General features: G+C 70.6%; 16 protein-coding genes. 4 read left to right on the plus strand and 12 right to left on the minus strand.

The window, feature by feature from the left end; translation table 11 throughout:
* Position 1: 1 nt before the first annotated feature.
* The 5 genes from HNR16_RS05430 to HNR16_RS05450 all read right to left on the minus strand — a co-directional run bounded on the left by HNR16_RS05430 (position 2) and on the right by HNR16_RS05450 (position 5,848).
* Positions 2 to 1,996, minus strand: a complete 1,995-nt coding sequence (locus HNR16_RS05430) for a fumarate reductase/succinate dehydrogenase flavoprotein subunit (RefSeq protein ID WP_091697763.1) — start codon at positions 1,994 to 1,996, stop codon at positions 2 to 4.
* Entirely contained in the window at positions 1,996 to 2,718 is a 723-nt protein-coding gene (locus HNR16_RS05435; RefSeq protein ID WP_091697765.1) for a succinate dehydrogenase cytochrome b subunit, read from the minus strand. The genes HNR16_RS05430 and HNR16_RS05435 overlap by 1 nt, the downstream gene beginning before the upstream one ends.
* Positions 2,719 to 2,854: 136 nt before the next feature.
* The gene (locus HNR16_RS05440) at positions 2,855 to 4,159 is read right to left on the minus strand and encodes an ISL3 family transposase (RefSeq protein ID WP_225737839.1); all 1,305 of its coding nucleotides are present in this window, start codon (positions 4,157 to 4,159) and stop codon (positions 2,855 to 2,857) included.
* A gap of 106 nt (positions 4,160 to 4,265) precedes the next feature.
* Positions 4,266 to 4,625, minus strand: a complete 360-nt coding sequence (locus tag HNR16_RS18760; protein ID WP_218868385.1) for a hypothetical protein — start codon at positions 4,623 to 4,625, stop codon at positions 4,266 to 4,268.
* Positions 4,626 to 4,804: 179 nt separating this feature from the next.
* Positions 4,805 to 5,848 (minus strand): LacI family DNA-binding transcriptional regulator, encoded by a 1,044-nt coding sequence (locus tag HNR16_RS05450; RefSeq protein WP_158040409.1) that lies wholly within the window; start codon positions 5,846 to 5,848, stop codon positions 4,805 to 4,807.
* A 169-nt stretch (positions 5,849 to 6,017) separates the two neighbouring features.
* Between HNR16_RS05450 and HNR16_RS05455 the strand changes: the two genes are divergently transcribed.
* The 3 genes from HNR16_RS05455 to HNR16_RS05465 are packed head-to-tail and all read left to right on the plus strand — an operon-like array spanning position 6,018 to position 9,455.
* Complete coding sequence (locus tag HNR16_RS05455) at positions 6,018 to 7,208, plus strand: Gfo/Idh/MocA family protein (RefSeq protein WP_225737838.1); 1,191 nt, start codon at positions 6,018 to 6,020, stop codon at positions 7,206 to 7,208.
* Position 7,209: 1 nt separating this feature from the next.
* Entirely contained in the window at positions 7,210 to 8,229 is a 1,020-nt protein-coding gene (locus HNR16_RS05460) for a sugar phosphate isomerase/epimerase family protein (protein WP_158040518.1), read from the plus strand.
* Positions 8,226 to 9,455, plus strand: a complete 1,230-nt coding sequence (locus tag HNR16_RS05465; protein ID WP_158040408.1) for a Gfo/Idh/MocA family protein — start codon at positions 8,226 to 8,228, stop codon at positions 9,453 to 9,455. The genes HNR16_RS05460 and HNR16_RS05465 overlap by 4 nt, the downstream gene beginning before the upstream one ends.
* 265 nt (positions 9,456 to 9,720) lie before the next feature.
* Here the strand turns inward: HNR16_RS05465 and HNR16_RS05470 are convergent, their stop codons facing one another.
* The 4 genes from HNR16_RS05470 to solA all read right to left on the minus strand — a co-directional run bounded on the left by HNR16_RS05470 (position 9,721) and on the right by solA (position 16,426).
* The gene (locus HNR16_RS05470; protein WP_158040407.1) at positions 9,721 to 11,496 is read right to left on the minus strand and encodes an HNH endonuclease signature motif containing protein; all 1,776 of its coding nucleotides are present in this window, start codon (positions 11,494 to 11,496) and stop codon (positions 9,721 to 9,723) included.
* Positions 11,497 to 13,418: 1,922 nt separating this feature from the next.
* Positions 13,419 to 14,345: a sodium/glutamate symporter family protein gene (locus HNR16_RS05475; protein WP_179558118.1), complete on the minus strand. Its 927-nt coding sequence runs from the start codon at positions 14,343 to 14,345 to the stop codon at positions 13,419 to 13,421.
* A 60-nt stretch (positions 14,346 to 14,405) separates the two neighbouring features.
* Entirely contained in the window at positions 14,406 to 15,308 is a 903-nt protein-coding gene (locus HNR16_RS05480; RefSeq protein ID WP_158040406.1) for a LysR family transcriptional regulator, read from the minus strand.
* A complete protein-coding gene (gene solA, locus HNR16_RS05485; protein WP_179558119.1) occupies positions 15,305 to 16,426 on the minus strand; it encodes an N-methyl-L-tryptophan oxidase in 1,122 nt (373 codons plus the stop codon). The genes HNR16_RS05480 and solA overlap by 4 nt, the downstream gene beginning before the upstream one ends.
* Before the next feature lie 403 nt (positions 16,427 to 16,829).
* Between solA and HNR16_RS05490 the strand changes: the two genes are divergently transcribed.
* Complete coding sequence (locus HNR16_RS05490) at positions 16,830 to 17,273, plus strand: hypothetical protein (RefSeq protein WP_158040403.1); 444 nt, start codon at positions 16,830 to 16,832, stop codon at positions 17,271 to 17,273.
* A 115-nt stretch (positions 17,274 to 17,388) separates the two neighbouring features.
* Here HNR16_RS05490 and HNR16_RS05495 read toward each other — a convergent pair whose 3' ends face one another.
* From HNR16_RS05495 to HNR16_RS05505, 3 genes are read right to left on the minus strand one after another with little or no spacing between them, the layout of a single operon-like run.
* Positions 17,389 to 18,567 (minus strand): DmpA family aminopeptidase, encoded by a 1,179-nt coding sequence (locus HNR16_RS05495; protein ID WP_158040402.1) that lies wholly within the window; start codon positions 18,565 to 18,567, stop codon positions 17,389 to 17,391.
* Positions 18,564 to 19,169 carry a TetR/AcrR family transcriptional regulator gene (locus HNR16_RS05500; RefSeq protein WP_158040401.1) on the minus strand — a complete coding sequence of 202 codons (606 nt, stop codon included), beginning with the start codon at positions 19,167 to 19,169 and terminating at the stop codon, positions 18,564 to 18,566. Before HNR16_RS05500 ends, HNR16_RS05495 begins: the two co-directional genes overlap by 4 nt.
* Positions 19,169 to 20,668 carry an APC family permease gene (locus HNR16_RS05505; RefSeq protein ID WP_158040400.1) on the minus strand — a complete coding sequence of 500 codons (1,500 nt, stop codon included), beginning with the start codon at positions 20,666 to 20,668 and terminating at the stop codon, positions 19,169 to 19,171. Before HNR16_RS05505 ends, HNR16_RS05500 begins: the two co-directional genes overlap by 1 nt.
* Positions 20,669 to 20,744: the final 76 nt, after the last annotated feature.

Consider the following 20,744-nt stretch of genomic DNA (forward strand, 5'->3'; position numbering starts at 1 on the left):
CTCATCGGTAGTCGCGGGTCTCGGGCGGGACGCTGGGGAACTCCAGGGGCTCCTGGTGCCTGATGTAGCGCGGCCCCGTTTCGCCGGTCTCGCCGGAATCAGCACGCTCCCACGCGGACGCGAACAGCCAGTGCTCGTCGTCGCGCTGGGCCTCGCCGCCCTCGGTCTGGTGCTCCTCGCGGAAGTGCGCGCCGGCGGACTCGTCCCGGTCCAGCGCGTCCAGGCACATGAGCTCGGCCATGTCCAGGTAGTCGGCCACGCGGCCGGCGCGCTCGAGCTCCTGGTTGAAGCCGTCCGGGCGCCCCTGCACCCGCAGGTCGCTCCAGAACTCCCTGCGCAGCTTCCGGATGCCTCGCAGACCCTCGGCCAGCCCCTCGGCGGTGCGCGTCACCCCGCACTTCTCGTACAGCAGGTCGCCCAGCCGGCGGTGGAAGCGCTCCGGGCCCTGCGTGCCGCCGATGTCGACCAGCGCCTGCACGCCCGCCTCGGCCTCGGCAACCGCGGCCCGCACGACGCCGTCGTCCGGTGAGAGCTTCGACCTGCCCAGCAGCGGCGCCAGGTAGTTGGGCACCGAGTAGGGGAGCGTGAACCACCCGTCCACGCACGCGGAGAGCAGCGAGTTGGCGCCCAGGCGGTTGGCGCCGTGGTAGCCCCAGCCGGCCTCGCCGCCCACGAACAGCCCGGGGATCGACGTCATCATGTCGTAGTCGCTCCACAGCCCGCCCATGGCGAAGTGCGCGCCGGGTGCAATGCGCATGGGCTCCTCGTACGGGTCCTCGCCGGTGGCGTCCGAGTACATCTCGAAAAGGTTGCCGTAACGCTCCGCGATCACCTTGCGGCCCAGACGCTCGATGGCGTCCCGGAAGTCGAGGTAGACGGAGTTCTTCAGCGGCCCGACGCCGCGCCCCGCGTCGATCTCGGTGCGCGCGGCCCGGCTGGCGACGTCGCGCGGTGTGAGGTTGCCGAAGGCCGGGTACCGGCGTTCGAGGTAGTAGTCGCGCTCGTCCTCGGGAATCTCGTTCGGGGGCCGGTGGTCCCCGGCCTTCACGGGAACCCAGATTCGGCCGTCGTTGCGCAGGGACTCGCTCATGAGAGTGGTCTTCGACTGCCACTCGCTGGAGACCGGCAGGGCCGTGGGGTGGAACTGGATGAAGCACGGGTTGGCGAACAGCGCGCCGCGCCGGTGGGCCCGGAATGCGGCGGTGACGTTCGAGTTCTTGGCCAGCGTGGAGCGGTAGTAGACGTTGCCGTAGCCGCCGGTGGCGAGCACCACGGCGTCCCCGGTGACCGCCGAGATCTTCCCGGTCACGAGGTCGCGCACCACGATGCCCTGGGCGCGGCCCTCCACGACGATGAGGTCCAGCATCTCGGTGCGAGTGTGCAGGTTCACCTGTCCCGTGGAGACCTGCCGCAGCAGCGCCTGGGCGGCGGCAACCTGCAGCTGCTGACCGGTCTGCCCGCGCGTGTAGTAGGTCCGGGAGACCTGCACGCCGCCGAACGAGCGGGTGGCCAGCCCGCCCCCGTACTCGCGGGCGAAGGGCGCGCCGATCGCGTTCATGTGGTCGATGACCCGGATGCTCTCCTCGGCCAGCCGCCAGGCATCGGCCTCGCGGCCGCGGAAGTCGCCGCCCTTGACGGTGTCCTTCACGAACCGGGCGATCGAGTCGTTGTCCACCGTGCGGGCGCGTGCGGCGTTGATGCCGCCCTGGGCGGCCACCGAGTGGGCGCGGCGCGGGGCGTCGTGGAAGGTGAACGACTCCACGTTGTAGCCGAGTTCGCCCAGGGCCGCCGCCGCACCTGCACCGGCGAGTCCGGTGCCCACGACGACCACGGTGAACTTCCGACGGTTGAGCGGGCCCACCATGCGGTAGTGCAGCCGCCGGTCCGCCCACGTCTGGGACGGGGGCACGTCCGAGCCCAGACCAGGGAGGTCCGAGCCCACGGTGCGCAGCTCGTCCAGCAGGGCGTGCGGCTGGGTGGTCGAGGATGCCGTCATCACTGAATCACTCCCAGGAGAACCAAGACGGGGATCGAGATGTTGCCCAGGCAGATGGCCATGGCGACCAGTCCCGCCACCCACGCGGCGAGCTGCCGCAGCCGCCTGCCGGTGGCGCCGAGGTCGTTGGCGGCGGTCCACGTCCCGTGGGCCACGTGCACGGTGAGCACCAGCATGGTGAGCATGTAGAAGAGTGCCACGACGGGCCGCTGGAAACTGGCGACCAGATTGGCGTACGCCGATCCGCTCTCGAACGCCCCGGATGCGGCCGGCTGGACACCCAGCGTGAGGTCCAGGATGTGGAAGATCACGAACAGCAGGATCACCAGGCCGGTCCCGAGCATCGAGCGCGCCATCAGGGCGTCGCCGCGGCGCAGCCCGGTGCGTTTGAACGGCCCGCGGGCTCGACGGGCGCGCGTCCACAGCAGGAGCCCGCAGCCCACGTGCAGCACCAGGCTGATCAGCAGCACGACGCGCAGCACCCACAGGACACCCGCGTAGGGCATGAGCGGCATCAGGATCTCGCGCAGCCAGTGTGCGTAGTGGTCGAACTCCTCCTGGCCGCGGAAGATGTGCAGATTGCCGTACATGTGCACGAACACAAATCCGACGAAAATGAGACCGGTGACGGCCATGGTGGTTTTCGCGGCGAAGTTCGACACCGGCAGCCGTGTGCGCGGCGGGGCTGACGTGCGTTGTTTTCGCTGAATGGTTGCCGTCATCGTTGCCCCTCGTCAGTGGGTGAACCGAGTGCTGAACTCCGGGAGTTCATCATCCTCAATTCTACGCCGGGAGGGGCATTGCAAGACGCGTTCCGGGGCGTTTCCGGTACTGCCGCCAGAAAGGGTTGCGGGCCCTTCACAGATGAGCATGGGTAGGGGTCTTGCGCCACGGCCGGTGTCCGCCGGCGGCGAGCAGGGCGCGTAGGCGGTAGTTGCCGAAGTTCCGGAAGCCGCGGGCGACCCGGCGCATCGTCTCGATCACCCCGTTCACGGCCTCGGTGGGCCCGTTGGAGGCCCCGGCGGTGTCGAAGTAGGCCAGGATCGCGGCCTTCCACCGGCGCAGGGTCCGCCCGAGCCGGGCGATCTCCGGGATCGGGCAGGACGGGAAGGCGGCAAGGATCTCGGCGACCAGCCGGCGGCCGGTCTCGGGGCGGGCGTGGTAGATCGCACGCAGCTTCTGATAGCAGTGCCAGGCCAGGGTCACCTCGTGGTGCGGGTCTCCGGCCTCGAGCTTGGTGTTGAGCCGGGTGATCTGTTTGGCGGTGAGGTGCTCGGCGCCGATCTGCAAGGTGCGGCGGATCCCGTAGAGCGGGTCCCCGGCCCGGCCCCGGTGGCCCAGGGTGTCCTGCTGCACCCGACGACGCACCTCGTCCACGACCTGCCCACCGAGTTTCACCACGTGGAAGGCGTCCAGGACGGTGATCGCCTCAGGGAGTTCGTCGCGGATGGCGTTGGCGTAGCCGTGGAACGGGTCCAGCGTCGCCGTGCGGATCCCGCTCGTGAACGCCGGACCCTGCTCGGTGAGCCAGTCGCCGTAGGCCGCCCCCGTGCGCCCCTCGACCAGGTCCAGCAGTCGCGCCCGGGGCCGGCCGTCCTCGCCGCGGGAGTGGTCCACGATCCCGGTGACCAGCCCGGTGCCGGGTGGACCCACGTGGCGCCACACGTGCTCGTCGACACCGAGGGCGTCCACCCCGGCCAGCCGATCCTCCGCGGCCAGCTGGCCTTCGATGACCGGGGCCACGGCGTGCCAGACGGTGTTCCAGGCGACTCCGAGCATGTCCGCCAGGGCGGAGACCGCGATGTCGTGGGAGCGCAGCTGCGTCACCGCCCAGGCGACCGCGCGGGTGGTGAGCTTGGCCCGCGGCGCGGCCAGCTCGTGGACCTCGCTGAACGTCACGACCTCGCAGGCGTCCTCCCGGCACCTGAAGATCCGCTTGCGCCACACCACCCGCACGGGCACCCCAGCGCAGGGCAGATCGTGGAGCACGACCTCCCGGCGGCCGTGGCCGGTGGCGAGCACCCCGCAGGACGGGCACCCCACCAGCGTCGGAGAAGTCTCCACCACCACGGTGAACGAGCGAGGTCCGCGTTCCACGGCCCTGACATGGACGTCGGGCAGGTCGAAGAGCGCGCACGCGGGCGCGCAGATAGCATGAGACACGTCGAGGCCTTCATGGATCGGGTTGCTTGGTCGCTACCCATCCTGGAGGCCTCGACCTCTACCCAGACCTCACAACACACCCCTCGAGACGCCCACGCGCACACCGCTACCCATGCTCATCTGTGAAGGGCCGGAAGACGACGTCGACGAGATCGCGCGCGAGGATGTCGTTGCGCGCGTCGCAACCGTTCCGGTCGGGATCGCGCCAGTGCGTGAAGCGGTCGCGACTGTAGCCGATGGCCGACGCATCGGTGTCGCCGAGCGCGCGGGCGGCGCGCGACACCGCCGGTCCGTCGACGTACCAGGCGCCACCGATCTCGACGAGGAACCCGCGCTCGACGAGCGGCGCGATGTCGCTGCGAACGACGTCGACGGGCGCGGGCGGTTGCGGCGTGTCAGCCTCGGCCGTGCGGACGCCGACGTGCGTCGGACCGAGCACGAGCAGGAGGACGAGCGCGAGGAGCACCGTCGCGGATGCGAGCGCTCGGCGGCGTAGCCGATGTGCCGGTCGGCTCGGGCACCCGGCCGATGGCGTCGCCCGTGGGGCGTTCGACGCCGACGCCGACGACCCGCGAGCACACATGCCACCAGCATGGCAGCAGGGAGTGTCTTCGGCACGCGGACGTGGCGGTGCGTGTTGCTCGCTCAGGGGGCTGCCGCGGGTGCCGGCCCCGTCGTGCCGCGCAGGATCAGATCCGGCTCGAGTGTGCGGTGCGTCGCGCGTGCGTGACCGTCCGAGGTCGCACCTGCACCTGCGCCTGTTCGTGCGTCGGCGTCGTTCATGCGGTCGAGGAGCAGGCGCCCGGCCTCGATTCCGACGGCGAAGCTGTTGTCGTCGATCGTCGTGAGATCGACGAGTCGCGTCCGTGCGAGTGGCGTGTTGTCGTAGCCCATGATCGAAAGGTCCTCGGGCACGCGACGTCGGAGCTGCCGGGCCGCACCGAGTGCGCCGAGGGCCATGAGGTCGTTCGCCGCGAAGATCGCCGTGGTCTCGGGGTGGGTCTCCAGCAGGGCGATCGCGCCGTCGAAACCGGCCTGCTCGTCCGTGGGACCGTCGTGCTCGATCGTCACGACGGTCGCACCGGATCGCTCGACTGCCTCGACGAAACTCGCGCGGCGCACGACGGCGGCGCCACCGGACGCCGTGAGGTGCCCGAGGCGGCGGTGTCCGAGGGAGAGTAGGTGCTCGGCGGCGAGGCGCGCGCCGACCGCATCGTCGTTGGTGACGGAGTCCGCGTCCGGGGGAGCGGCCCTGCGGGTGCCGGCGATGACGACGGGCGGCGCCGCGGGGTCGCTCAGGGCGGCGGGGACGTCCATGGCGACGACGACGCCCTCGACGCGCATCGAGAGGAACCCCTCGACCGGATTCTCGGTCGGCGGTGCGGTCGCCATGTCGGCGACCGTGACGCGGTAGCCGTGCTCCCCGAGGGTCGTCCGGAGGCCGCGAACGAGGTCGACGAACCAGAGGTTCGTGTAGTCGTCGATGAGGACGCCCACGAGGCGGGTACTGCGTGCGGCGAGATTCGCGGCGGCCCTGCTCGGTCGGTAGCCGAGGGCCGCGATCGCCTCCTCGACCGCGAGGCGTGACGCCTCGCTCACGCTCGGCGAGCGGTTGAGGACGAGCGACACGAGGGACTTCGAGACTCCGGCGCGTTCGGCGACGTCGTAGATGGTCGGTCGACCTGCCATCGCGAACCTCCCTCGTGCCCCGGACGCCGTCGTGGAATATGTATTGACAGGACAATAAACCTTACCTGTAGAGTGCGTTGGAGCGCTCCAAAAGGAATTCGATCCGGAGCGCACCGCACGTCGCGCCGAGGCGGCGCGACGACCCTCGAGTCCAGGAGAGGACCGCCCAGTGAGCACCACCGACATCGGCGTCGCCGTCATCGGCGCGGGTATGGCGGGCAAGGCCCATGCTGCCGCGTACCGCAACGCCCCGTCCATCTACGACAGCGTGCTGCCGCCCATCAGGCTCGTGTCGATCGCCGACGCCTACGAACCGCTCGCGGCGGCGGCCGCTGCGCGCTTCGGCTACACGCGCCACGACACGTCGTGGCACGCGATCGCGGCGGCCGACGACATCGACGTCGTGAGCGTCGTCGTCGCGAACCGCCTGCACCGAGAGATCGTCGAGGGGCTGCTCGCCGCGCGCAAGCACGTGCTCTGCGAGAAGCCGCTCTCGGACACGATCGACGACGCCCGGGCGATGACTCGGGCCGCCGAGCGCGCCTCGTCGATCGCGCGCATCGGGTTCACGTTCCACCGCGCGCCCGCGCTCGCGTTCATCCGCGACCTCATCGCCTCGGGTGAGCTCGGCGAGGTGCTCCACTTCAGCGCCCGCTACTGGACCGACTACGCGGCCGACCCGAACGTGGGAATCAGCTGGCGCTTCAAGGGGCCGCAGGGCTCCGGCGCGCTCGCCGACGTGGGCAGCCACGCGAGCTACATCGCCGAGTTCCTCGGGGGGCCGATCGCCGAGGTGAGCGGCGGGCGCTTCAGCACCGTCATCGACCGACGCCCGAAGCCGCTCGGCGCGGTGTCGGGGCACGGCGTGACGGCCGTGAGCGACGAGTTCGACGATGTCGAGAACGACGACTACGCGACGTTCTCGTTCGGCTACGCCGGTGGCGGCGCGGGCACGATCGAGGTGTCGCGTGTCGCGGCAGGGCACGCGAACGACCTGACGGTCGAGGTGTTCGGCTCGAAGGGGGCGGTGCGATTCGATCAGGCGCGGTCGGCCGAGATCCAACTCTTCCGCTCCGAGGGGCCGTCCGCGCAGCGCGGCTACCGGACGGTGCCGCTCGGTGCCGAGCACCCCTACGTCGCGGGCGGACTGCCGATCGACGCGAAGAGCGTCGGGTTCGGTCAGAACGAGGGCTTCCTGTTCCAGGCGCGCGCGTTCCTCGACGAGGTCGCCGGCATCCCGGCGGCCGACGCGCTCCCGCGCAATGCGACGTTCGAAGACGGCCTGCACAACATGCTGCTCCTCGATGCGGTCGCGCGATCCGCCGCGGCCGGTGGCGCGAGCGAGACGGTGGGTGCCTGATATGCGTCTCGGTGTCTACGGAGCGATCCTGCACGACCGTCCGCTGCCCGACGCACTGGAGGTGGTGCGCGGCCTCGGGCTGAGGGGAATCGAGCTCAACAGCGGCGGGTTCCTGCCCGCAACGCACATTCCCACGTTCGACGACGTCCTCGAGAGCGATGCGGCGCGCGACGAGTTCCTCGGCCTGTTCGAGGGGACGGGCGTCGAGATCGCGGGGCTGAACGCGAACGGCAATCCACTGCACCCGAACGTCGCGATCGGCGAGGCACACGCGGAGGACGTCCGTCGCTCGACCCGGCTCGCCTCGCGTCTGGGACAGAACCGCGTCGTGACGATGTCGGGCCTGCCCGGTGGTGAGCCGGGGGCGAGCCGCCCGAACTGGATCGTGAACGCATGGAACTCGGCGGCGCTCGACGTGCTCGACTACCAGTGGGATATCGCGGCGGCGTTCTGGCGCGAGATCGACCGGTTCGCGGCGGACCACGACGTGAAGGTTGCGCTCGAACTGCACCCCCAGAACCTCGTGTTCAACTCGGCGGACGTGCACAGGCTCATCGAGCTGACGGGCGCGACGAACGTCGGGATCGAGCTCGACGCCTCGCACCTGTTCTGGCAGCAGATGGACCCCGTCGCGGTCGTCCGTCATCTCGGGCCGCTCGTGTTCCATGCCGCGGCGAAGGACGTGCGCGTCAACCCCGAGACGGCGGCGCTCTACGGCGTGCTCGACAACAGCTTCCGGCGGCTCGGGCCGGACGAACCGAGGACGAACCTCGGTGGGGACGAGTGGGCGAACGAGTGGCCGAAACCGGCCGCGTGGGACTTCGTCGCGCTCGGCAAGGGTCACGACACCGCCTACTGGACGGAGTTCCTGCGTGCGCTGCGCGAGGTGGATCCGGAGATGTGGGTCAACATCGAGCACGAGGACGTCGAGCTCGGTCGGATCGAGGGGCTCGAGGTGGCGGCCCGGGTGCTGACCGACGCCGATCGCGCGCTCGCGGACGGGGACGCGGCGGGCGCATGACAGGGGAGGTGCGCATCGCCGTCATCGGCTCGGGCCGGATGGCGGCGGTGCACGCCCGCAACATCGGGCTGACCGACGGTGCGACGCTCGCCGCGGTCGCGGGGGGCTCCGGGGCGGCGGCACTCGCCGCCGGGCACAGGGTCCCGGTCCGCTCGCTCGACGAGGTCTTCGTCGATCCGGGCGTCGATGCCGTCGTGATCGCGTCGCCGAACCGGTTCCACGCGGAGCAGGTCGTCGCCGCCGCGCGTGGTGGGAAGGCGGTGCTCGTCGGGAAGCCCGTCGATCTCGATCTCGCGCGCGTGGACGAGTGCATCGAGGCGGTCGGAGCGGACGGTGTGGGGGAGTCGCGTGTCGTCGTGGCGTTCAATCGGCGGTTCGATGCGTCGTTCGCGGCCGTTCGGGAGCGGGTTCGCGACGGCGAGGTGGGTGCGGTCGAGCAGCTCGTGATCGTGAGCCGCGATCCTGCGCCGCCCCCGCTCGAGTACGTTCCGGGCTCGGGTGGGCACTTCCTCGACATGACGATCCACGATCTCGACATGGCGAGATTCCTCGTCGGTGAGATCGTGGACGTGCGGGCGGTCTCACAGGCCGTGGATCCCGCGCTCGCGACGCTCGGCGACGCCTCCGGTGCGGTCGTGACGCTCACGGCCGCATCGGGGGCGCTCGTCACGATCGTGAACGCGCGCCACAACGCGTCGGGCTACGACCAGCGGCTCGAGGTCTTCGGGGCCGCGGGGACGTTGCGTGTCGCGAACCCGTCGCGCACGCTCGTGCGGGCTTCGAACGGGGACCGCGTCGACGTGGCCGACCCGCTCATCGGTCACTACGGGGACCGGTACGCGCAGGCGTATCGGGCGGAGATCGCGCACCTCGTCGCGGTCGCCCGCAGGGAGTGTGTACCGCGCGCCACGTTGCGTGACGGCAGGGAGGCGCTGGTGCTCGCGCTCGCGGCCGATCGCGCTGCGGCCGGCGGCGGTGTCGGTGACTCTACCGCGGGGACGACTGCAGTCGCAGTCGCAGTCGATGATCGTGCCGCCGCCGGATCCGTCACCGACGACCTCGGGCCGTCATCGGCCGGGTGGTGCGTCGGTCCCGGAATGGACACGGGTGCGACCGGCCGGCGGTGGTGGGCACTCGGCCGGATCGGGCGTCGGGCGGGCCGATTCGCAGCGGCCTACGCCGATCGGGTGGGCGACTCGACGCGGTGCGATCGGAAGGACCGGTGATCGTGGTCGGTTCCGGTGACTCGGTGGTCGTGGTCGTGGCGGTCGACGTGATCGTGGGTCGTGGGTCGTGGGTCGTGGTCCTCGGGGTCCCGTTGATCTCGGCGACCGGTCGGTTGTACCCGTTCGTGCAGAGCACCGAGCGGGCGGGGTCTCTTGAGCGGGGGCGGACTGGAGCAGAGGCGGACTGGAGCAGAGGGGGACTGGAGTGACTGCCCGGGAGTGCTTCGAATCGATCAGAGCGTGGGCGCTCTCCGCGCGGTTGGTCTCAGAGCGGTGGTGGATCGTTCCCGTCGTCGGCTCCGGCTCCCGTAGCAGCACCGGCATCAGCTCCGGCCTGGTTCCGCCTTTGCCTGCGGGTGCCGAGTCGGCGCTGAACGCTCGGGCGAGCGTCCACTGATTTCGGGAAGGTGGATGTCTCGAGCGCGGGGTCGAACTCGAACTCGGCTTCGATGCTCGTGCGTGGACGTTCGGTGACCGGTCGAATGGTGGGCGCGATCGAGTGTTCGGAGGTGTCGAGCGCGCGAACCAGCCCCGCCGACGGTGCCGGTTGGTCGCTTCCGTCCGGTGGGTGGCCGCCGCCTGGTGGTTGGCCGTCTTGGTCTGGCGGGTGGTCGTGTTCGTCGTCGTGGTGGTATGCCCAGGAAGGTCGGAACCTCGGCCCGATGGGAACGGGCCGGTCGGAGTAGCGATCGCCGTTCGGTGAGAACCACACCAACCGTCCCGGCTCCCGCTGTTCCACTCGCCAGCGCGTGGCGTGTTTGAAGGTGTGGTGTCGGCGGCACAGGTGGGCCATGTTCCCCAGCGAGGACGAACCGCCGTCGGTGACCGCGATGGTGTGGTCGATATCGCACCGCCTGGCGGGGCGGGTGCAGCCAGGGAAGCGGCAGTGCCCGTCGCGCACGCGGAGGAACTCGCGCTGGGCCGTGGTCGGGAAGCGCGTGTCGCTCTCGCGAGCGACGCCCGTGATCGGGTCGGTCAGTACGCGCAGGAACGACGGCGCACGAGAGGCGAGTTCCCGCGCCTGCTCAACCGGAACCGGCACGACCCCGTCGAGCAGTGCCGGGTCATCACCGCCGTCGAGGAGTGAGAGCACCGGGACGGTGATCGCGACGCGCGCGTTGATGCCGCCGGCCGCGCCGTGCGGTGACCCGCACCCGTCCGCGGGGTCGCTGGTGAGGACGAGTTCGCACAGCAGGTCCGCGCGGATCTGATCGTGGGTGCGAGGTTCGTCCGGCCCGGTGAGGGCTTTGGCCTGTTCGGTGAGCCGGTCGAGCATTGCCGCGCCGAGGAGGGTGGGGATGTGTGCTTCGAGTCGGCTCATGCCGTCGTCCTCGTGCACGACCCGCACCCCGCGCTGTTCGCGAGCGATCTTGTGGCGCTCGTCGAGACTCTCCCGCATGAGTGTCTGCGCGGCTCGCCGTGCGCGAGCCCGCAGCCGGGCGGGCGTCTCCCGCGAGGCCCCGTGCACCACCGCTCGTTCGTACGCTTTGCGGGCGTCGTCGTCGGGGAGGCGTCGTCCTTCGGCGAGGATCACGCGAACGTGGGCGAGTGAGAGGTGCCCATCGCGGAGCATCCCTTCCGTGGCGGGGAACGCGTCGCGCAGCATGAGGCTCTCACCGAGCTCACGAGAAACGACCGGCTCGGACCTGCTGGTCGCGAGCGCGAGCTGGGCGGTGCGTTCACGCATCGCCGTCACCACCGCATCATCACTCCCGGGAAACTCCTCCCGAGCGTTGATGAGCGTGGTTTCGTGGATGAACGCGAGCAGCTCCGCGCGGCGAGCCTCGGCCTTCGCGATGAGCTTGTCCTCCGCACGGACCGCGTCAAGCGCCAAATCGAAGGCTTCGTCGTGGGCACCGATGCCGTCGAGGTGTTGCAGGTGCATCATGAACGCAACGTGCGGCGCGACCGTCGCCTGACCACGCGGCCGAGAGCGCGCGTCACCACCAGCCGACGGGCGCGCGTCACCACCGACCGTCGGACGCGAAGTCGAGTCCGGGGCCGGTGCGGCGGCGGTGCCGTCGGTCTCGTGATCGTTCATACCCACACCCCATCACCACCCTCGGACAATGCGGCCCGACACGGAAACGGAGCCGGGAACGGGAACAGGACTGGGGACGAGAACGGCAACACCGAGGGGCGACGGCCCACTCGACCACGAACGCGCGTGACGGCACGGGTCACCACCGGCCGCGGGACGCGAGGTGGCGTCCGGGGCCGGTGAGGCAGTGCCGTCGGGCTCGTGTTCGTTCATCCCCACACTCCATCACCACCCTCGGACAATGCGGCCCGGCTCGGTAGCGGAGCCGGTAACGAGACCAGGGGGCGAGAACGGCAGCACCGATGAGTGACGGCACACTCGACCACGAACGCGCGTGACGGCACGGGTCGCCACCGGCCGGGGGACGCGCGGTGGCGTCCGGGGCCGGGACGGCGGTGGTGCTGTCGGGCTCGTGTTCGTTCATACCCACACTCCATCACCACCCTCCGACAATGCGGCCCGACTCGGTAGCGAGACCAGGGCGGGGCGAGAACGGCAGCACCGATGAGCGAGGGCACACTCGACCACGAAAGCGACGGACGGCGCGCACCGGCAGCGCGAGGCGTGGCGGCGTGCGCGGCCGGGGCGACGGTGATGCCGTCGAGCTCGTGATCGTTCATCCCCGCAGCCCATCACCACCCACGGACAATCCGATCCGACCTCGGTACGGGGTCGCGGACGGAATCGGGATCGGTGTCGGGGACATCGTCGAACGGCATTTCAAGTCGAGCAGGAAGGTGCCGGATGGTGCGCTCGCCCGCCGGTCCCATGGCGCGGGGCGGCGTCTGGGGCCGCGGCCCCGGTGCAGTGCGGCTCGGGAGCCGCGCAGCACGAGCACTGTCCTACATGGGTGTCGCAATGCCCGGTTGCTCCAATGCGCGGTTGTTCCAATGCGCGGGTGCTGCGCTGCGTGTTCGTCGTCCTGCTCGGGCGTCGCGCTGTTCGGCCCCGCGGGGCTCGGGCGTCGCTCTCGGGTGTGGGCTTGGTCATGGTCATGGTCGGTTCGGCCCCGCGGGGCTCGGGCGTCGCGCTGTTCGGCCCCGCGGGGCTCGGGCGTCGCGCTGTTCGGCCCCGCGGGGCTCGGGCGTCGCGCTGCTCGGCCCCGCGGGGCTCGGGCGTCGCGCTGCTCGGCGCCGCGGGGCTCGGGGCCGCGCAGCTCGGTCCCGCGGGCTCGGGCGTCGCGCTGCTCGGCCCTGCGGGGCTCGGGCGTCGCGCTGTTCGGTCCCGTGGGGCTCGGGCGTCGCGCAGCTCGGCTGCCGCGCTGCACGGACCCCGCCACGACCGAGGTCGTCCGAACGACTCCAGCCATGCGCGCCACACCTGGGCCGGATCCGACCCACCCAGATCCGACCCACGCAGGTCCGACCCACCCCGGTCCGCGACCCCGGGTCCGCGACCCCGGGTCCGCGCCCCGGGCTCCGGCACCGACTCCGACCCCACGCGCCGGCCCGGCCCTCCGCCTTAGTTCGAGGCGGTCGCCGATCTGAAGCCCGTGCGCGTTCCGTCACCCGATCCGCCACCCCTACCACGTCCCGTCAGGATGACGATCACCGCGCCGATCGCCGCGACGATCGCGATCGCTCCCCAGATGCCCACGGCGGCCCACGCCGCCCCGCCGATCACGAGCAGCGGCACGAAGGTCACGGCCGCGACCTCGACGGGGACGACGGGTAGGTAGGCGATCGAGAAGTCCTCGAGCGTCCGCGAGGTCATCTTCGGATCGACGATGCGCAGCAGCGCGATGCCGGTCGCGACCGCACCGGTCGCCCACCCCCACGTGAACAGCTGTCGCTCGAACCAGCCGTCCTGCATGAGGCGGGGTGCCGCGAACAGTCCGAGGAAGAGGCACAGCGCGAGACCGACGAGGAACAGGATGAGCAGCGCGACCCACTGGTCCGCGACGATGCTCGGCACGATCGAGATCATGCCGCACACGACGAGCACGTCTGTCGCGGCGCCCGAGATCGAACGCAGCGAATCGGGATCGATGAACTTGCGCGTCCGCGTCGCCGCCATGAGGCCGCGCAGCACGAGACCCACGATGAATGCGATCGAGAACAGCGGGAACGCGATCCCCGGCACGAGCCCGCCGAGCACGAGGTTGATGCCGTAGGCGCCGGCTGCGACGGCCGCGACGATCGCCGCCTGGAACGCGAGCGACTCGATCGTGCCGCCCGAGAACGTGTGCGTCCCGATGACGGGCGGGCCTTGATCTGGTCGAGGACGCCCGTCCGCAGGTCCTCGGGCATGCTCGTCATCCCGGCGAACTCCTTCGCCTGCCCGCGCATCGCACCGATCTTCGCCTGGATGATGCCGCCCACGACACCGACGAGCATGCCGACGGTCGCCGCCGTGAACGCGATGGACTGCACTTCCGGTTGCCCGGCCTCCGCGAACACGGTGCCGATCGCGGCCGCCGAACCGAAGCCACCGGCCCAGCCAGCGAACAGCATGAGCCCGATGCTGTCCGGCGCACCGAGGAGCGGTCCGAGCAGCAGGAGCACGAGGACGAGCCCCACGACCACCTGGAGTGAGTACATGAGCACGCCGTACGCCGCGAAGCCGGCCACGTTGCGACCGATCTTGAGGATGTTGAAGTCGTCGGTGAGCGCGAGGCACGCGAACACGATGACGATGAGCAGCGAGCCGTACGTCCCCAATTGATCGGAGAACGGCAGCAGCCCGAGGCCGTTCGGGCCGAGGAGCAGGCCGAGCGCGCCCGCGATCACGGAGGCGGGGATCATCATCGTCTGGAGGGGCTTGATCGTGGCTCTCGCGAGCGTGCCGACGATGAGCAGCATGCCGATGAGGCCGGCGTCGACGAGGAGAGCTTGAGGGGTGTACTCCACGGGTGTTCTTTCTGGGTCGGGGGAACGACGTCCGCCGTGGACGTCGTCAGGAGTGGTGGATCAGGCGGCGAGCGCGTGCTCCGTCGCCCACGCGCGCAGCACCGCGCACAGCGGCTCGAGCAGCCCGAGCGGATCGCCCGCCGTGACGCGCACGGCGAGCGGGTAGCTGTGTTCGGCGCCCTCGAGTTCCCGGAACACGACACCGTGCCAGGGATCGACCGCGAGCGATTCGGGGACGAGCGCGACGCCGAGGCCCGCGCTCACGAGTCCGAGCATCGCCTGCTCGCTGCTGACCCGTGAGGCGATTCGGAGGGGCGCACCGGAACGCAGGAGCGTTCCGGCCGTGAGGTCGAACGCGAGCGGCGCACGCTCGCGGTCGAACAGCACGAGTGGTGTGTCGCGGAGATCGTCGGCGGTGACGATCTCGTGCGACGCGAGGGCGTCGCCGGTCGCGATCGCGACGCAGAGCCGCTCGCGGAACGCGACCGCGTGGCGGTCGCTGTCGGACGACAGGTCCCGCAGGAGCGCGACGTCGAGGTCGCCCTCGTCGACCGCGCGCACGAGATCGGCGTTGCCGCCGTCGACGACGTCGACCGTGTACGGGGCGAGCGGCGGGGAGCGCAGGAGCGCGGGCAGCGAACTCGTGAACGCCGAGCTCACGGACCCGATGCGGAGCATGCGCTCGCCCGCCCCGTCGGCGGCGGTCGCCGCGAGGTGCTGCAGCCCCTCGGCCCGGCGACGTATCTCGACGGCCTCGGGATACAGGGCCTCGGCCGCAGCGGTCGGTGTCACGTCACGGTGGCCGCGCTCGAACAGGACGACACCGAGCTGCGACTCGAGCGCCGCGACCGCCTGGCTCACGGGCGACTGGGCGAGGCCGAGGCGCTTCGCGGCCCGCGTGAAGCTGCGTTCGGTGTAGACCGCGACGAAGCAGCGCAGCTGCTTCAGGCTGATCTCGCTCATGCCCGGAACCGGGTCGGCGCGAACAGTGAGACGTCGAACTCGGGCGTGCGACCGAGTGCGGTGTCGGCGAGCACGTCGCCGAACACGGGGGTGAACTTGAAGCCGTGACCCGAGTAGCCGGTGCCCACGGTGACGTGCTCGCTCACGCGGCCGATGACGGGCGTCTTGTCGGCCGTGTAGATGTCGGCGTGCACGGAGTGCCGGGCGATCGACTCCGGCAGGCCGGGCAGGAGTTCGTGCACGTCGTGGGCGATGCGGTCGCGCTCGGCCAGGGGAAGACGGCGTCCGAGGTCCTCGGGAGCGGCGATGTCGCCGAGTTTCGCGTCGTAGCCCGCCTTCACGAGCGAGCCGTCGAGTGTCGGGACGCCGAAGATGTGCACGGGCCCACGGTCGCGGATGAACGCGGGGAACACCTCGGGCGAGAAGTCCGCGGGGCGCTCCGGTGCGAACCACGTGAGCGAGATGGGTTTGATCGTGAGGTGCGGGGCGAGTGCGGGCAGGAGCCGCGGCGTCCAGATGCCGGCGGTGACGATGGCCTGCTTGGCCGTGAGCGTCCCCGTGGCGGTGACGACCCGCACCCCGTCGGGCGCTTCCTCGAGCGCGAGCACGGGGGAGTGGCCGCGCAGTTCGGCGCCGGCGGCCCGCGCCCGACGCTGGATCTCGGTCACCGCGGACTCCGGACGCAGTGCGCCGCCGAGTTCGTCGAGCACGGCGATCTCGTCGGTGAGGCGCTGGTGCTGGGGGTAGCGCTCGGCGAGTTCCGGGGTCGAGAGCACGGCGTGCGGGATGTCCGCCTCGGCGAGCGAGCGGCGGACCTCCTCGATGCGTGGATCCGCCGGGCTCCCGATGGAGAGCACGCCCGTGTCGTGGAAGATCGGGGCCGGGCTCTCGTCGGCGAGCTCGAGCCACGCGCGGCGCGAGGCGAGCAGGAGCGGCACGTAGTGCGCGCCCTCGTGGTACGCGGCCCGGAACAGGCGGCTCTCACCCGCATAGGCACCGTCGTCGTGGACGAGCGACTCCGCTTCGAGCCCCAGCACGTCGACCCCGTTGCACGCGAGATTCCACGCGGCGTACGAGCCCGCGGCGCCGAGCCCGATGACGATGATGTCTGCATCCATGACGACGATCATGGAGCGTCACGGTCACAAGTGCAAGACGGAAAACCGATCAGACTCAAGATTTTGCAGACGGGAAACAGATCGTTTTGGCGACGGGCGGGTGGCGGATGGCGGATGGTAGTGGGCCGTTGGCCGGGTAACCGGTGCCCGGGCGACGAGCCGCGAGCCGCGCACAACGAGCAACGAGCAACGAGCCGCGAGCCGCGAGCCGCGAGCCGCGAGCCGCGAGCCGCGCACAACGAGCAACGAGCAACGAGCCGCGAGCCGCGAGCCGCGAGCCGCGCACAACGAGCAACGAGCAACGAGCCGCGAGCCGCGAGTCATTGCATCGAGCTACGTCACCCCGGCCCGCCGTGCGCCCGAGCACCGAGCACGTCCGGATCGGGACTGGGACGATGGACGCATGAGCTCACCGCAACCGTGGGGCCCGGCGGTGCCGGTCGCCGCGCAGCACCCCTCAGCCGTTCCACCTGCCGTCCGCGGCGGCAGCCTGCTCGTCGGCTGCGTGCTCGCCCTCGTCTGGTCGATCGTCTCGCTCGGATTCGGCGTGATCGGCGTCGGCTACCTCGTGCTCGGTGTGACCATGACGCACACCCTCGATGGCGTGTTCGGCCCGGAGCCCGGTGGTGTCTTCAACTGGGTGGTGCTCTGGCTGTGTCTCGTCGAGCCCCTCGCGGGCCTCGTCACGAGCATCTGCCTGATGGTCGGTGCGATCAGGGCGCGTCGGCAGCAGCGGACGGGCCGCGGCGCCGTCGGATTCGGCATCGCCGCGGTCACGGTCTTCGGCCTGGGCGTCCTCATCTCGCTCCCACTCGTCCCGATCCTGTTCGACGCGCTCGCGCTCTGACGGGCTCGGTCGACGGTCGGGTTGACCGGTCGCCCCTCACGGCGGGGCCGGACGAGAACGGGCGGTGACGACCGCATACGCGGCCGCCACCGCCCGGAACGACGAGCGGTACCCGTCAGCTCGTGGGTTCCGAGACCCCGAACGCCGCACGGACCTCGCCGTGGGGGAGCGCGAAGCTCTCGTGTCCGTCACGACCGGTCACGTCCCGCGCCGCGACGAGGGCGTTGAGCACGGCCTCTTCCGTCGCCTGCACGACCGCCTCGTAGAATGGGTCGATACCACCCCAACTGAGCACCTCGAGCGTCTCGACCGTGCCCGTCGTCGTCCCCATCCGTGAACCGAGCGACCCCTCGTTCGCGGTCGAGAACGCCAGGAAGATGTCGCCCGAGAAGTGGCTCCCCGTGGTGCCCGCCCGCGCGAGGCCGAGCGGTACGCGACGGGCGAGCGCCCGGCACTGGTCCGGCAGGAGCGGGGCGTCCGTCGAGACGATCACGATGACACTCCCCGCCCCGGGCACCGCCGATGCGGCCCGCTCGGTCTCCGCCGCGAACCATCCGCTCGTCTCCATCGGATTGGGGGCCGCGGATTCGGCACCGAGGCGATGGCCGGCGACGCGGAGTTCGCCGCGTGCGCCGAAGTTCGCCTGGAGCAGGACGCCGACGGTCCAGGCCGAGCCGCCGGAGCGCACGACGCGCGACGCGGTGCCCGTGCCGCCCTTGAACCCGTAGCAGTTCATGCCGGTCCCGCCGCCGACGTTCCCCTCGGCGATGGGCCCGCCGGTCACCGCGTCGAGGGCGGCGGCCGCGTGCTCGGGTGTGACGGTGTCGGCATTGATCGAGTTGAGGTAGCCGTCCCACGTCTCGCCGACGACGGGCAGCATCCACTGCGCCGCCGACGCCGGGTCGTGTTCCGCCATCCACCGGTCGATGCCGCGGTGGACGGCGCCGACGGCATGCGAGTTGGTGATGCCGATCGGCGTCTGGAACTGACCCGACTCCTCGATCCAGCTCCGCCCCGTCAGTTCGCCGTTGCCGTTGAGTACCGCGATGCCCGCCGCACACGGCGCGCCCGGCGCGTTGCGACTGCGGGGGAGGATCGCCGTCACGCCCGTCCGGACCGTGATCGGTTCGTCGGACACGATCGTCGAGTAGCCGACCTCGAGCCCGGGCACGTCGGTGATCGCGTTCCATGGTCCCGGTTCACCGTCGAACGGGACCCCGAGGTCGCGCGCCCGCGGCTGCGCCGGGCCGCCGGTGTCCGCGATCGCGGCGCGTGAGGTCACCGTGCCGCTCATGCGTCCTCCGAGCCCAGATCGCAGTCGAGCGCGAGCTCGGCGAAGCGATACGTGTTCTGCAGGTAGCGCTCGCGCTGCCAGTTTTCCGGATCGAGCAGATACAGGTCGTAGGCGTCCTCGAGCGCCACGAGGTTCTCGGCGATCGTCGTGACGTCCATGCGGGGCCGGAACACGCCCGACGCCGCGCCGACCTCGATGATCGTCGCGTACAGCCCGACCTGTCGCTCGAGCAGCAGCGTCATGCCGAGCCGGAACTTCGCCTGTTCCCGCACGACGGCCGATGCCTCGTAGAGGATCCGCAGGTCCGCGCTGATGTGCGCGGGGATCCCGGCCTCGATCGTGGCCCGGAGCCGGGCGACGGGATCGCGGTACCCCTCCGAGAGGCGGCGCCGACTGTCGATGAACTCGGCGATCGTTCCCTGGACCGCCGCTTCGACGAGCTGGTCGATGCTCTCGAAGTGGTAGAGCACGCTTCCCGCGCTGACGTCCGCCTGCTCGGCGATCGCACGGACGCTCACCGCAGCGAGTCCGCGTTCGCCGATGATCCGCGTCGTCGCCTCGAGGAGGTCGCGCTTGCGTTGCGCGCTCTTGGCTGCTGCCATCAGTCGTTCTCCAGTTCGTCGGTGTCGATCACGCTCACGGACTGCGTGAGGGCCGCGTAGCGGTTCGGCGCGCGCCGCTTCATCACGATAGCCACCACGATGCCGCCGACGAAGACGAGCGGGACGCACCCGAGCAGGACGTAGTTGATCGGGCCGGTGAGCCCGGAGACGAGATCGAAGTGCGTCGCGATGACCGTGAAGGCGGTGAGGAGTCCGACGGCGCCGAGGATCGGGGCGACGACGACCTGCCACACGTTGTGTCCGCGGCGGTCCTTCCAGAAGAAGCCGACGACCGAGACGGCGGCGACCCCCTGGGAGAACACGAGGCCGGCGACACCGATCGAGTAGCTGACGAGACCGATGCCGAGGACCGGGTCGGCGCCCGAGACCGCCCCGATGAGGATCAGCACGAGGCAGATCGCCGAGAGGGTGAGGCTCGCCACGAAGGGCGAGTGGAGGCTCGGGTGGGTGCGCGCGAGCGGCTTCGGCAGGAGTCCCTCGCGGCCGAGCGCGAAGAGGTAGCGCGAGCAGGCGTTGTGGAATGCGAGCGTGCAGGCGAAGAAGCTCGTGACGACGAGGATCTCCATGACCACGCCGGCCCAGGCGCCGAGCGCGTTGTTGCCCGCGATGAACGTCATCTGCTCGAGGTCGGCCGATTGCGCGAGCGCGATGATGCCGTCGACGCCGAACGCGGCCGTGAGGGTCCAGAACGTGAAGGCGTAGAAGATCGCGAGGAACGCGATGGCGATGTACGTCGCGCGGGGGACGGTGCGCCGTGGCCGCTTCGCCTCCTCCGCGTAGATGACGGTGCCCTCGAAGCCGAGGAAGGCGCCGAATCCGAACACGAACAGCGCGCTCGCGCCGGACGCGAACAGGACGTTGCGCGGGTCGAACGACGCGGCGGCCGTTACCGCGAGCGAGTCGCCGTTCTGCACGATGATCGCGATGCCGATGATGAGCAGGATCGCGACCTCGAGGGTGAGCAGCACGCCCAGCACGTAGGCGCCGACGTCGACGCGGCGGTAGCCGAGGAATCCGATGATCGCGACCGAGATGACCGACCAGACGGCCCAGTGCAGGTCGACGCCGTACAGGTGCGAGACGGTCAGGTTCGCGAAGAAACCGAGCATCGCGTAGAAGCAGAGGCACAGCGCGCCGTAGGCGGCGATCGTGATGAAGGCCACGCCGACACCGAACGGCTTACCGAGCCCCGCGGACGCGTACGCGTAGAACGCGCCCGTGTTGCGGACGTAGCGCGACATGGCGGTGAAGCCGATCGCGAAGAGGATGAGCACGATGCCGCTCGCGAGCATCGCTCCGGGGGCGCCGATGCCCCCGACGAGGAATGCGAGCGGGGCCGAGCTCACCGCGACGGTGAGGGGAGCTGCGGCCGAGACGACGAAGAAGACGATGTCGAAGGTACCGAGCTTGCCCTTGGCGAGCGACCCGGTGCGTTCCGGCTGGGGCGCCGGTGCCGTGAGTTGTTGATCGGTTCCCACGAGAAACTCCTGTGTTCACCGCATCGACAGGGCGCCGAGACGGTTGCGCCAAATTTCTGAACGACTGTATCAGTTA

This window comes from Pseudoclavibacter chungangensis (assembly GCF_013410545.1).
In the GTDB taxonomy this organism is placed as follows: domain Bacteria; phylum Actinomycetota; class Actinomycetes; order Actinomycetales; family Microbacteriaceae; genus Pseudoclavibacter; species Pseudoclavibacter chungangensis.

What these genes read in the sequence shown, in the direction of transcription:
- HNR16_RS05430 (WP_091697763.1), bottom strand. Translation starts at nt 1,996, where the DNA reads ATGACGGCATCCTCGACCACCCAGCCGCACGCCCTGCTGGACGAGCTG.
- HNR16_RS05435 (WP_091697765.1), bottom strand. Translation starts at nt 2,718, where the DNA reads ATGACGGCAACCATTCAGCGAAAACAACGCACGTCAGCCCCGCCGCGC.
- HNR16_RS05450 (WP_158040409.1), bottom strand. Translation starts at nt 5,848, where the DNA reads ATGGCAGGTCGACCGACCATCTACGACGTCGCCGAACGCGCCGGAGTC.
- HNR16_RS05460 (WP_158040518.1), top strand. Translation starts at nt 7,210, where the DNA reads ATGCGTCTCGGTGTCTACGGAGCGATCCTGCACGACCGTCCGCTGCCC.
- HNR16_RS05465 (WP_158040408.1), top strand. Translation starts at nt 8,226, where the DNA reads ATGACAGGGGAGGTGCGCATCGCCGTCATCGGCTCGGGCCGGATGGCG.
- HNR16_RS05470 (WP_158040407.1), bottom strand. Translation starts at nt 11,496, where the DNA reads ATGAACGATCACGAGACCGACGGCACCGCCGCCGCACCGGCCCCGGAC.
- HNR16_RS05480 (WP_158040406.1), bottom strand. Translation starts at nt 15,308, where the DNA reads ATGAGCGAGATCAGCCTGAAGCAGCTGCGCTGCTTCGTCGCGGTCTAC.
- solA (WP_179558119.1), bottom strand. Translation starts at nt 16,426, where the DNA reads ATGGATGCAGACATCATCGTCATCGGGCTCGGCGCCGCGGGCTCGTAC.
- HNR16_RS05490 (WP_158040403.1), top strand. Translation starts at nt 16,830, where the DNA reads ATGAGCTCACCGCAACCGTGGGGCCCGGCGGTGCCGGTCGCCGCGCAG.
- HNR16_RS05495 (WP_158040402.1), bottom strand. Translation starts at nt 18,567, where the DNA reads ATGAGCGGCACGGTGACCTCACGCGCCGCGATCGCGGACACCGGCGGC.
- HNR16_RS05500 (WP_158040401.1), bottom strand. Translation starts at nt 19,169, where the DNA reads ATGGCAGCAGCCAAGAGCGCGCAACGCAAGCGCGACCTCCTCGAGGCG.